Annotated in this window: 9 protein-coding genes and 1 pseudogene; 3 read left to right on the plus strand and 7 right to left on the minus strand. The window is 59.2% G+C overall.

The window, feature by feature from the left end:
• Positions 1-133: 133 nt before the first annotated feature.
• From cbpM to L2I46_RS27905, 3 genes are all read right to left on the minus strand, one after another.
• Positions 134-439: a chaperone modulator CbpM gene (gene cbpM, locus L2I46_RS27895; RefSeq protein WP_002885324.1), complete on the minus strand. Its 306-nt coding sequence runs from the start codon at positions 437-439 to the stop codon at positions 134-136.
• On the minus strand, positions 439-1,356 hold the full coding sequence (gene cbpA / locus L2I46_RS27900) for a curved DNA-binding protein (protein WP_236948390.1): 918 nt from the start codon (positions 1,354-1,356) through the stop codon (positions 439-441). Before cbpA ends, cbpM begins: the two co-directional genes overlap by 1 nt.
• Before the next feature lie 145 nt (positions 1,357-1,501).
• The gene (locus L2I46_RS27905; RefSeq protein ID WP_236948391.1) at positions 1,502-2,185 is read right to left on the minus strand and encodes a TerC family protein; all 684 of its coding nucleotides are present in this window, start codon (positions 2,183-2,185) and stop codon (positions 1,502-1,504) included.
• A 225-nt stretch (positions 2,186-2,410) separates the two neighbouring features.
• Between L2I46_RS27905 and L2I46_RS27910 the strand changes: the two genes are divergently transcribed.
• Complete coding sequence (locus L2I46_RS27910) at positions 2,411-3,196, plus strand: DsbA family protein (protein WP_236948392.1); 786 nt, start codon at positions 2,411-2,413, stop codon at positions 3,194-3,196.
• A 47-nt stretch (positions 3,197-3,243) separates the two neighbouring features.
• Here the strand turns inward: L2I46_RS27910 and pgaD are convergent, their stop codons facing one another.
• Genes pgaD through pgaA form a run of 4 tightly spaced genes read right to left on the minus strand, consistent with a single transcriptional unit; the run spans position 3,244 to position 9,482 of the window.
• Entirely contained in the window at positions 3,244-3,690 is a 447-nt protein-coding gene (gene pgaD, locus L2I46_RS27915; protein ID WP_236948393.1) for a poly-beta-1,6-N-acetyl-D-glucosamine biosynthesis protein PgaD, read from the minus strand.
• Positions 3,687-5,018 carry a poly-beta-1,6-N-acetyl-D-glucosamine synthase gene (gene pgaC / locus L2I46_RS27920; RefSeq protein ID WP_004206396.1) on the minus strand — a complete coding sequence of 444 codons (1,332 nt, stop codon included), beginning with the start codon at positions 5,016-5,018 and terminating at the stop codon, positions 3,687-3,689. Before pgaC ends, pgaD begins: the two co-directional genes overlap by 4 nt.
• Positions 5,011-7,026 (minus strand): poly-beta-1,6-N-acetyl-D-glucosamine N-deacetylase PgaB, encoded by a 2,016-nt coding sequence (gene pgaB / locus L2I46_RS27925; protein WP_117133007.1) that lies wholly within the window; start codon positions 7,024-7,026, stop codon positions 5,011-5,013. The genes pgaC and pgaB overlap by 8 nt, the downstream gene beginning before the upstream one ends.
• A gap of 8 nt (positions 7,027-7,034) precedes the next feature.
• The gene (gene pgaA / locus L2I46_RS27930) at positions 7,035-9,482 is read right to left on the minus strand and encodes a poly-beta-1,6 N-acetyl-D-glucosamine export porin PgaA (protein WP_236948394.1); all 2,448 of its coding nucleotides are present in this window, start codon (positions 9,480-9,482) and stop codon (positions 7,035-7,037) included.
• A 633-nt stretch (positions 9,483-10,115) separates the two neighbouring features.
• Between pgaA and L2I46_RS27935 the strand changes: the two genes are divergently transcribed.
• Together L2I46_RS27935 and L2I46_RS27940 are read left to right on the plus strand one after the other, a co-directional pair.
• Positions 10,116-10,682 (plus strand): helix-turn-helix transcriptional regulator, encoded by a 567-nt coding sequence (locus L2I46_RS27935; RefSeq protein ID WP_032454598.1) that lies wholly within the window; start codon positions 10,116-10,118, stop codon positions 10,680-10,682.
• Between the two features lie 311 nt (positions 10,683-10,993).
• Positions 10,994-11,282, plus strand: a pseudogene (locus L2I46_RS27940) (PerC family transcriptional regulator).
• Positions 11,283-11,516 lie beyond the last annotated feature (234 nt).

The following is an 11,516-nucleotide window of genomic DNA, read 5'->3' on the forward strand; positions in this document are numbered from 1 at the left end:
CGGTAGCCCGGGTAAGGCGGAACGCCGCGACCCGGGAAATTCCCCGGCTTGCGCTGTGCTTAGTTTGTAGGCCGGGTCAGGCGTAGCCGCCATCCGGCAGTAAGACGGTACGCCGCCACCCGGGATGTCGCCCCTATCCGTGGGCGAGAAAGCGGGCCAGGCGCTGCTGCAGCAGGCGATTTTCGCGGGTCAGCCGCGCGTTCTCATCCAGCAGCGTCAGCGCCACCGCAATCCCCGGCCAGTCCAGCTCCAGCTCGTTACGCAGGCGCACCGCGCGATGGACGATCGTCACCGCGCTGTCGTCGAACAGCCAGGTGTCCGCCTGCGGCTGGTGCGGTTCAATCATGCCTAAGCCGACAATCTCCGTCAGCTCCTCTTCCGACACCCCGGTACGCAGGCATAATTCGGTAATGGTAAACGTCACTGTTACTGTAGCCATCAGGCTTTCCCCCATGTCTTACGCGGATCGAAGCTGGCTTCGGCGGTGGCCAACTGTTGCCAGAGCTCACGCGCTTTTTCATCTGGTTTTGGCGGCATCACAATTTTAATAACGGCGAACAAATCGCCGGTGTGGGTTTTGCTCACCAGCCCTTTGCCCTTGATACGCAGGCGCTGCCCTGCCTGGCTACCCGGCGGCACCGTCAGCAGAATGCTCTCTTTCAGGGTGGGCACCGTGACTTTGGCGCCCAGCGCGGCCTCCCACGGCGCCAGCGGCAGGACGATCTCCAGGTTATGTCCCACGATGTCGAACAGCGGGTGCGGGGCGATGTGGATCACCAGCCACAGATCGCCGTTCGGGCCGCCGTTTTCGCCCGGCGTCCCCTGGCCTTTCAGGCGGATGCGCTGACCATCGGCCACCCCGGCGGGGATCTTCACATTCAGCGTTTTTGGCGTCTCGCTTTCGATCATGCCGAACACGTTATACACCGGCAGGTTATAGCTGATGGTGCGGGTCTGCTCAGCCAGCGTCTCTTCAAGGAACACCGCGACCTCGATCTCCAGGTCGTGGCCGCGCGACGCGTGCTGACGGCGACGCTGATGCGCCTGCTGGCCAAACATGGAGGAGAAGATGTCGTCGAAATCCTGCTGGCTGTAGCTCTGCTCGTGGGGCTGTTGCTGGCGACCGAACCCGGGATCGTTGCGATGCTGCCAGAGCTGATCGTATTCCGCGCGCCGTTGCTCATCTTTCAGGACTTCCCAGGCTTCGGCGAGATCCTTAAATTTGGCTTCGGCATCGTTTTCTTTACTGACGTCGGGGTGGTACTTGCGCGCCAGGCGGCGGTAGGCGGTCTTGATGGTTTTCAGATCGTCGGTTGGTTGCACCCCGAGAATGGCATAATAATCCTTCAATTCCATGCTGTTATCTCATCTATGCTCAGTGCGGTAGTTACATATTCCCTGGATCAGGCGTCTGTATAAAGCGTAGGGCAAATGCGCCCTGAAGGGGAAGAAAAGTGGCGGAAACTTGACGCCGTCGGGGTCAACGGCGTCGTGGGCGCGGCTAGTCTTTCACCTGCGGCCGCGGACGACGGCGCCAGCCTGCGAACAGCACCAGCAGCGCGCCGATGGCGCCGGCCAGGCGCGCAATGCCGTCGCCGGCGGTGGGAAACAGCTGGCGAAGGGTTGGGTCGCTGACCAGCATTGACCCGGCAATCCAGCCGATGAGCATCCCGCCCAGCAGCACCACCGCGGGAAAGCGAGTGAGCAGGGCCAGCACCAGCTTGCTGTCGGCGACGATAACCGGAATGCTGATCGCCACGCCGAGGGCGACCAGCGCAATGTGTCCTTTGCCTGCGGCGGCCACCGCCAGCACATTATCCAGCGACATGATCACATCGGCGACGGTGATGGTGACTGCGGTGCGCCACAGGCTGCCGGAGCTGGCAACCTCGCTCTCGTCCTCCTCATTACTGACCAGCCTGATGCCAATCCACATCAGGAGCAGCGCGCCGACTATTTTCAGCCACGGCAGCGACAGGAGATACAGGGCGATCGCCAGCAGCAGGATGCGCGCCAGGATAGCGCCTACGGTGCCGATAACGATCGCTTTGGTGCGTTTTTGTGGCGGCAGTTTGCGACAGGCCATGGCGATCACCACGGCGTTGTCGCCGCCCAGCAGTAAGTCGATGGCGACAATCTGCAGCATAATCACCGCCATGTCCCATTGTTGAAGAAACGCATACATATCGAGAGAAACCACCTGAAGTAAATACCACGAAAAGCCGTTGCGCCGGCGACTCCGCCCGGGGAGCGTTGACCACTGGCGCCGGTCCGCGCCGTCGCGCGGGAAACCTGAGCCTGAAAAATAAAGTTACGAATCAACGCGCCGTCGGGCAAGGCTTCGGCGAAAAAGGGTGATATTTTGTCATACAGACTCACCTGCTGTTCACTTATCGCAAGGATCCCCACTATGTCTGGCCACAAGAAATACCTCTCTGTCGCCCTGCTGAGCGCTGTCTTACTGCCGGCGATAGCTTCTGCCGCTGACGCGCCGGCGACTTTCACCGCGGAACAGGAGGCGCAAATCGGCAAAATTGCCGCCGATTACCTGGTCGCCCACCCGGAAGTTCTCCTGCAGGCAAGCCAGAAACTGCAGCAAATTCAGGCTGAGCAGCAGGCCAGCGCGGCCACCCAGGCGGTGCTGAAGAATGCCGCCTTGCTGACCCAGGATAAAAATACCCCGACCTACGGCCCGGCCAACGGCAAAGTCACGGTGATTGAGTTCTTTGACTACCAGTGCGTCTACTGCAGCCGGCTGGCGCCGGTGATGGAGCAGGTGATTAAAGCGCACCCGCAGACCCGCTTCGCTTTTAAAGAGTGGCCTATCTTCGGCGGGCGCTGGGAAAGCTCGCTGGAAGCAGCGAAAACCGGCCTGCAGATCTATCAGCAGAAAGGGGCGGATGCCTATCTGACCTACCATAACGGGATCTACGCCACCGGACATAACGAAGGCAAGCTGACGACGGCGGATATCCAGCAGCAGGCGAAGAAAGCCGGCTTTGATGCGAAGAAGGCCACCGACGTCGAACCGGTGCTGCAGAGCATTAACGACCTGGCGCAGGAGATTGGTCTCAGCGGCACGCCGGGCGTGATCGTGATGCCGACTACTGGCGCCACGGAAGCCAGCATCACCGTCTTCCCGGGGCTGGCGGATAAAGCCTCGCTCGAAGCCGCCATTAAAAAGGCCGGCGGCTGATCGGCGGCGTCGTTACCCAGTCAGGGCCGCCGAGGGCGGCCCTGCTATCATTCCTGCTCCCTCTCCTCGGGCGGCGGCAGCGCGTGGCTTTTTAAATCAATAATCTGACCAATGTGATCGTGGTAAACGGTCAGCAAATTATAGCGACTCATTTCGGAGATGATCTGCGGGGCGACGTTAAAGCTGCTGGCCAGCTCCTCATCCCGCAGGGTAAGCACCGCGGTGTGACGCCGGGTATGGGCGCGGCGTCGGTTATAGTGGTACCAGAGGATCAGCAACCAGCCGTTCAGCGCGGCAATCAATAAATACACCAGCGCCGTATTCAGGGAGTCCATCAGCGATGACCAGCGCGGGGAGGGCGGCGCGATGAACTGCATCAGCAAATTGGCGTAGAGAAAGAACAGAAAACCGAGCCAGGCCAGCAGCGTTAAGCCGGCGTCCACCAGCCGGGGCAGCACGCGGTGTTCGGTTAAGATGAGCGTATTTTCATTCATCGCAGGCTCCCTTTTCCCCGGTCCGGGCTCACCCAGCGCGCGCGGGAACGTTGACGTTTCAACATCACTTTCGGAAAAGCGACCAGCGTGGTCAGCAGGCCGATCATCCAGTAAACCATCGGGAACCAGATCACCCAGAACAGGGATTTGGCGACCTTTTTCTCATAGCGCCGTTCGATATACAGGCTGGCGACGAACTGCAGCAGGCACATCAGGCCGAGCAGCATGCCGGTGAACTCAGGCGGAAACAGGCTGTGCACTGTCAGGTTGTCCGGCAATGGCATCAGGCGGCTGAGGATAAACAGCAGGATGGTGACCGCGTAGGCAAAGGCCCACAGCGTGGAGCAGGCATACTCCAGAAACAGCGGCCACATCCGATGATGCTGCCAGTGAAACAGGCGGCGCAGGTTGACCAGAAAGACTTCGGCCCCGCCCTGGGCCCAGCGCAGACGCTGCTTCCATAACCCTTTGAGGGTCTCAGGCATCAGGATCCAGCACAGCGCCCGCGGCTCGAAAAAGATGTCCCAGTGGCGGAGCTGAAGCTTCCAGCTGATATCAATATCTTCAGTGATCATATCCGGGCTCCAGTAGCCGACGTCCGCCAGAGCCTGACGCCGGAAGGCGGCGATCACGCCGGAGACAGTAAAGACGCGGCCATAGATCCGCTGCGTCCGCTTGATAAGGCCAATGATCGACGAGAACTCCCCTACCTGAATGCGGCCGATCAGCGTGGATCGGGTGCGGATCCGCGGATTGCCGGTGACCGCCCCGACGTGCGGGTAGTGGATCAGCGGGGCGACCAGCCAGGCCGCGGTATCCCGGTCCAGCAGGGCGTCGCCATCGATGCAGACCAGCAGATCGCCGCGCGCGGCGGCGGCGCCCGCTTTGAGCGCCACCGCTTTTCCCTGATTGGCGGCCAGGTGGATCACCCGCAGCCTTGGCTCCTCCTGCGCCAATTGCTGAAGCACCTGGGCGGTGTTGTCCGAAGAGCCGTCGTTAATCGCGATCACTTCGAGGTTGGCGTAACGCTGGGCCAGCGCCGCGCTGATGGTCTCCCGGGCGTTTTTCTCCTCGTTAAAGCAGGGGATCAGGATCGAGATCAGCGGATTGCCCGGTAGCGACGGCGGCGGGGTATCCTCTCCCCACGGCCAGTGGCGCTCCAGCTGGAACCAGAAGTACAGACCCCCAGTGATCCATAGCACCGACATAAACAGCGGCCAGAAAAAGACAAAGTCGAGGATAAGCTCGCCGGTAAACGCCGCTGCGACGCCTAACGGCAGCCCGAAAACGAGGCATAAAATGCACAATGCGATAATGCGATCAGTCATGGTCAGGGTACCACCAGGAAGAAAATTGCGGTCTGATACGGGAGATATCTGGCTGATTGTTAATGAAATCGTCTGGGTAGTAGCCGTAGTTTTTGACGCCGTTTAGCCGCAGCAAATGCATCCAGTCCGCCAGCTGTTGGTCGGGAATGGCGTTGCGTTGGCGTCGGTTCCAGTCTCTGGCCTGTAGCTCAAAGATGGTTTTCTTCAGCGCGCCCGGGCGGCGGGCGACGGCCTGCACCAGCCGCGTCAGCCAGGCCTGGCTGGCGTCAATCGGCACGGACTCCATCAGCGGCATCGCCATGGGGACCGTCCAGTCATAGGCGGCAAGGAAGTCATCCAGATTTTGCGCAAACCAGGCTTCGCTCTGCGGCTCAAGGATCGGCAGGGCGAAGAGATTACGCGCCGTTTTTACCTGCGGGCCGCGGATGGCCTGCACCGACTGGCGCAGCTGCAGAGTGAAGCGGGTCAGGGTTTGGCTTTTGAAACGCATCCATGCCTGGCGCTCTTGCGGACTTTGGGGCACCGGGCCGGCATCGTGCGCCAGGCCACTCTGCCGCCAGGCGGCGACCGCCTCCGGGCTCACGTCTTCAAAATCGGTCAGCACGGCGTCGTCGTGGAACAGAATCCCGCTGAAGCTGGCGTGTCGGGCCAGATCCTCATAGATGTCGGTGATCTGCTGGCGAACCCGGGGATCCCAGGGCGACAGGCGGACATAGGGCTGACGGGCAAGTAACGCCTTCCCGGTTTGCGGATCCCAGCGCTGAACGCGCGGCAGATCGGACGAGAGATCGAAGGCCAGCACCGGCATCCAGGCATAAACCTTCACCCCGCCGCGGGTCTGTAGCTGCCAGGAGACGAAGTTAAACAGGTCGGCGCGCATCGGCAGCCAGCGGTTGGGGAAATAGAGCGACTTGACCGTGCCGTCACCCTGCGGGTCGGAGAAGGCCTGCAGAAAGACGTGGCTGATTTTCATGTCATAGACGCGCTGCACCAGCTTATCGATATTCTTTGCCTGCTGGACGGGATTGGGGTCATAGACATAGTCCAGATCCACATGCATCACCCGAACAGGATCGGCTTCCTGAATCTGCGCCACTGCGTTGGCAAAGGCCTTGATCGACGGGTTACCGGCGATCAGCATGCGCGGAATATTATCCAGATCCTTTACGTTGCCCAGGCCGTCGTTCAGCGTAAACGCCAGCTGATACCCCTGCTGTTTGGCGATGGCCAGGGTGCTGCCGCTGGCGGCGCCGTAGGGCCACACCCAGGCGCGCGGCGCTTTCCCGGCGACGTCGTGGATTTTCGCCGTCACTTTCTGCACGTCATCGGCCATTCGCCGGGTAAACTGCGCGTCGCTTTCATAGCGGCCGGTGGTTTTATCCCAGCCGCGGTTAGCGGCGGCGGGCTCGCGGCTGCCCTGCGGATTGGCCGGCAGGCCGTAGTGCGAGGCCCAGGTGTGCGCGCCGATCTCCACCAGCGGCGAGCGACTAAGCTCGCGCACCATCTCCCAGGTGGCGAAGCGATCGCGCGGCGTCATCAGGCCGCCAAAATTAACGGGCTGGTTGGCGGGGGTGTCCACCCAGCTGCCCACCGGCGCCCACAGCGCCGGAACGTTCCAGGCTTTAAGCAGCGGCCAGACGCGAGTGTAAAAACTGCTATAGCCATCGTCGAAGCTGAGAAGAAAAGCCTTAGGCGGCAGCGGCTTAAGGCCATGATGCGCGTCCAGAATGTCCTGAACGCTCACGGCATGGTAGCCGTGATGCAGCAGCCAGGCGATCTGCTCATTAAGCGCGCTGGTACGCACCGAAAGATAACGCTGGTCGGCGGCGGCGTCTTCGACGTCATGATAGGCCAGCACCAGAAAGCGATCCGCCGGCCAGGGGTTATTGGCCTCCAGCTGGGGTCGTTGCTGCGGGGCGAGGAAGGGGACCTCCTCAGCACGCACGCTGAAGATAAGGCACAGCCAGCCGAGAAGCATCAGGCCGTTGCGCAGGGTCGTGTTCAGCATGGTCATCCTTAAAACCGTATGTTTGCATCAACAGTGATAGCGAGGTTGTTTTCACGTTTACCGTCGTAGGGGCGTTTGTCCCAGTTCAGCATCACCCCGGCGTCGACGAGGTTGTTCCAGCGCAGACGCTGCCCGTAGCCCAGCGTCGTTATCGCGCCGGCGGCGTGATTTTTTTGCCAGTAGCTGCCGCCGCCGGCGAGCAGCTGCTGACTCCAGACGGTGTCATACCGCTGGTAAAGCGTGTGATCGACCGCCAGCGCCGCGGTGGCCGCGAGGTCGCGGGCCGGACTGTAATACGCGGTGTCGGTGCGGCTATTGGCGCTGGCCGACAGACCGGGCTGCAGATCCAGCGTTAGCCACGGGGTCTGCCAGAGGCGCTCTTTACCGGAGAGGGTGTACTCCTGACGACGGTTGTGGTCGGTAAAGCGGCTGGCGGCCGCGCTGACGCGGTACTCCCGGCGCTCGTTTTGATACCAGCGCAGCCAGCCTTCGCCGCGGTTGGCGCTGACGCCGTTGCGTAACGCGCGCAGCGGCGTCTGCTGCGAAATCCGCTCCAGCTCGCCGCCCAGCTGCCAGCGATCGTTGACGTCGTGCGCGGCGGAAAGGCGGACGCCGGGCTTATTCTCGCCGTGAAAATTGACGCTGGAGAGTTCAAGTTCTCCCCAGGCGTCGCGCGGGCGCCATTCAATACCGGCGAACAGCTGGCGACGGCTGCCTTTCCCCTCTTCAAAATTGCCTTGGGCAAAGCGGTGGCCGCCGAACAATCGCCAGCTGTCGGCTATCGGCGGGCTGTAGATCGCCGTCTCAAAACTGAGGTCGTGGGTACCGCTCACCGGGTTGTCGGAATGCAGCCCTTTGCCGACGCTCAGGCGCAGCTCGGAGAAATGATGGATTTCGCGGGCTCTGGCCAGGCGCTGGGTATTCAGATCCCGTGGCGAACGGGCGATAACGTCGTCGGTCAGCAGATCCATCTGCCGCCACTCCTGCAGATCGAGGGCGACCCAGGCCTGCTGGCGCTCCAGCTGCAGGCTGGCGGGCTCCAGGGCTTCCGCCGCTTTCAGCTGGCGTTCGGCTGCCCGCGGCAGCCCTCTGTCCTGCAGCAGGGCGGCATAGTCGATCTGCAGCCCCTGGTTGCCGGGGGCCGTCACCGCCAGGCGCTGCATACGGGCTTCGGCCTGCGGCAGGGCGTTGGTGGCGGAGAGATAGTGCACGTTAAGCGACTGTGCGGTGAGCCAGTCGTCGTTCGGCTGGGGCGTCGGCGAGCCGTAGAGATGACGGATATAGGGCGCATTCCGGGTGAGTCGGGCGACATACCGCTGCGCCGCCGGGTACTGAGCGGTGTCCAGCAGGGCGTAGAAAAGCTCATGTTCTTCATTCTGTTGGCTCGTCAGCCACGAGGGATGCTGATGAATAAGCGCCAACGCAGGCTCAATCTGCTTAAGCGCGATATAAGAGGAGATAACCCAGCCGATGGCCCAGTCGGGAACCGCCTGCTGCTGCGCCATCAGGCTTTGGTATTCGCGAATAACCTGCGCGTAGTCTGCGTTGGCGTACAGCGCGCCCAGACGGTCAATGCGCGCCCGGGTGATGTCCGGGGCGGCCTGCGGGTCGGGACGCCAGGCGGCGATCATCGCGTCGTATTGCGCCAGCGCCGTGCGGGCCAGCGCGTAACGCGCCTTTTCTTCACGGGAAGGCGTATCGGCAAGGCGCACCAGCTCGGCGGCGGCGTTCAGCTGCAGGTTGCGCTTTTCCGCGGGCGTCAGTTCGACGCTATTCGCGAGGCCGAGGGCGGGGGAGTCGATCCGGTTGCGGGTCAGGGTCGCCATCAGGCTGGCCAGCGCGGCTTTATTCTGCGGTTCGCGATCGAGGATCTGCGTGTCCACCAGCAGCTGGTCCCAGCTCTTGCCAAGCCGCAGGTAGACATAAGAGAGGGTCTGCAGGTGGGCAATGCTCGCCTGCTCCGCCACCAGGCGACGCGCTTCGCTGAGCGCCTCGCCGTCCTTGCGGGCATCGGCCAGCGTCTTGATATAGCCGATACGATAGTCGTCACTGTCGGGGGCCTGGCTGAGAGCCTGCTGCCAGAGGAGGAGCGAGGCTTGCCACTGTTTCTGGTTGCGCATCGCCTGCGCCGCGGCGGCGGTGCCCCGTGCGGGAAGCGGCATATAGACCTGATAGCGTCGCCAGACTTTCACCACCTCGTCGTCCTGGCCGGCCCAGAGGGCTACCTGCAGCCAGTCTGCAACCTGAGAAGGGGTTAAGGCATGCCGCAGCTGGTATTGCTGAAGATATGAGAGAAAGGGGGAGTACTGGCCTTGACGCGCTTGCAGGATCTGCTGGTCATAGCGCGAGTCCGCTCCCTGAACCAGCGTCGGGAAGAGCAAAAGCACGCCGATTGACAGCGAGAGTTTCGTGTTGCGATTAAACAATAACGTATTTGAATAAGGTGATCTTTCCATTTCTATTTGCCATATGTTCATCAAGAATCCATTGCACAACACGACCGTCCTTTGACGGTGAGTTAAAGGATGAGGATGGTCCCATTTAGCTGACTGGCACTGCGGGTGAATGACTTATTGCAAAGTAATAAACATATCTCCTGTGGATAATTGAATGGATAATTTATACCCGATACCGCAGCGGATAAATATGGTTAAATGACGAACTGCGTTTTAAGATAAATCTGTAAAAATGGTTTAATTCGAATCGCCATGTTGAAGCGAGTTCCTTTAACTTACTGAAATAAATAAAAAATGGAGTTGGCTGAAATTTTGTTTTAATTTTGTCGGGTGGCTTATATTGCTGTGAGGAGAAAGGTTTTTCATGGATATTTAAGATGATTTCTGACAAAAATTCTCAATAGCAAAAAAAGCATCTTTTCTGTGGGATTTTTTTATTTATAATTAATCCGTTTATTTTCTGTCCGCACCCAGGGAGGTTTTTCACAGCCAGATTCAGATGCCGCGCTAATGATAAATCACAGATCTCGTTATTTTTACCGCCATGCGGAGCGTTCCCCAGGGGCAAGGAAAACGTCTGGTTGACGAGAATTTGTTGATTAAATGTTAAAGGGAAGACTTGTGGCAAATTCAATGATATTAGTTACCCAGGATCACTATCTTTTTCAAGGAGTTAAGAATTTCTTTCCTGATATCATTCAGTTAGATTCTAGCGGAAAAGCGATTTTAGATAATGAGGTTGATGAACTCTCTCTGCTGGTTGATAGCCGTTCGCCGCTTTGTCATTACGATTATCTGGTCATGGAGGCGGCACAATCCAGAAAGCGAATATGCTGTATTGTCCTCGATATGCGCCATCGGGAAGAGCATTTACTCAGTCTGAAATCGTTTTTAAACATGTCATTATCACCCGCCGATATGGCGACCTTATTTGGGCTTTTTCTGGAGATGAAGAGCAAGCGGCTGACCAAAGAGTGGTTCGACAATCTGCGCTTAAGTATGACAGAGCAGCTGATGCTGCGTTTTCTTGGGGCGGGGATGACAATGGAGGAGGTGGCGGTGAATCTGAATACTTCGCTAAAAAGCCTTTACCGCAAGCGGACCGCGCTTTATGAGCGACTGGGGTTAGATAATTTTAATGAAGCCTGCTTATTTATCTTCAAAAATAAACTGCTGGACCAGTCCGGTCGATCGCCATAAGGCGTGGTTGTACAGGGAACAGGTGATATCGCAAGGTATGTGATGATGGAAATGTAATAAATTAAATAGATATTGATAGGTACAACCGTCGATACCAGTCGGTATCCAGGGCGGCGCCCGGCATATAATTCCGGAGCTCTTTGGAAGTAATTACCGCCATGGCGGTTTGCTATGCACAGCGATTATTATAATGATTATATTCCTTGCGCCGCAGAGGAATAGTTTTGTCATAAATTAACTCTACCATGGTATTCCGACTCACGCGTCGGAATACCATGAGATATCGTGAAAGCATCAGAGGAGCGAGGTGGATGAGAATAAGGGACAGTATTGCGGAGCGGTTAGAAGCCTGCGGGCTCTACCGTCGGGCGGCATCCAGATGGATTGAGGTGATGCAGCGTTGCCTGGACGATGAGGACCGAGAGTGGATCCGTCACCATCGCAATCAGTGTCTGAAAAAGGCGCAACGTCCGCCGGCGCCGAAAGAGGAGTTCGCTGATCTCCACCAGGCGGCAAAGGAGACGCAGTATCGCATGGGCATTGCGAAGCCCTATGGCGAAGTTCAGGCTGCCCGGCAAAGGGAAAACCGCCGCCGAGTAATACCTTTCTTCACTGCGTTTGCGCAGACGTTTCATTGACCCCCAGGCCCGCGCAAGCGCAGCGCCGCCGGGCGATATACATCAGACGCCGTACCCGCAGTTGTGCCGGATGGCGGCATAAATGTCTTATCCGGCCTACGGGTCCTGCCGCAGGCTCAAACAGCGTAGGCCCGCGCAAGCGCAGCGCCGCCGGGCGATATACATCAGACGCCGTACCCGCGGTTGTGCCGGATGG

Source organism: Klebsiella sp. 2019SCSN059, assembly GCF_021739525.1.
Taxonomy (GTDB): domain Bacteria; phylum Pseudomonadota; class Gammaproteobacteria; order Enterobacterales; family Enterobacteriaceae; genus Klebsiella; species Klebsiella quasipneumoniae.

What these genes read in the sequence shown, in the direction of transcription:
- L2I46_RS27935 (WP_032454598.1), top strand. Translation starts at nt 10,116, where the DNA reads ATGATATTAGTTACCCAGGATCACTATCTTTTTCAAGGAGTTAAGAAT.
- L2I46_RS27905 (WP_236948391.1), bottom strand. Translation starts at nt 2,185, where the DNA reads ATGTATGCGTTTCTTCAACAATGGGACATGGCGGTGATTATGCTGCAG.
- L2I46_RS27910 (WP_236948392.1), top strand. Translation starts at nt 2,411, where the DNA reads ATGTCTGGCCACAAGAAATACCTCTCTGTCGCCCTGCTGAGCGCTGTC.
- pgaC (WP_004206396.1), bottom strand. Translation starts at nt 5,018, where the DNA reads ATGACTGATCGCATTATCGCATTGTGCATTTTATGCCTCGTTTTCGGG.
- pgaA (WP_236948394.1), bottom strand. Translation starts at nt 9,482, where the DNA reads ATGGAAAGATCACCTTATTCAAATACGTTATTGTTTAATCGCAACACG.
- pgaD (WP_236948393.1), bottom strand. Translation starts at nt 3,690, where the DNA reads ATGAATGAAAATACGCTCATCTTAACCGAACACCGCGTGCTGCCCCGG.
- pgaB (WP_117133007.1), bottom strand. Translation starts at nt 7,026, where the DNA reads ATGCTGAACACGACCCTGCGCAACGGCCTGATGCTTCTCGGCTGGCTG.
- cbpM (WP_002885324.1), bottom strand. Translation starts at nt 439, where the DNA reads ATGGCTACAGTAACAGTGACGTTTACCATTACCGAATTATGCCTGCGT.
- cbpA (WP_236948390.1), bottom strand. Translation starts at nt 1,356, where the DNA reads ATGGAATTGAAGGATTATTATGCCATTCTCGGGGTGCAACCAACCGAC.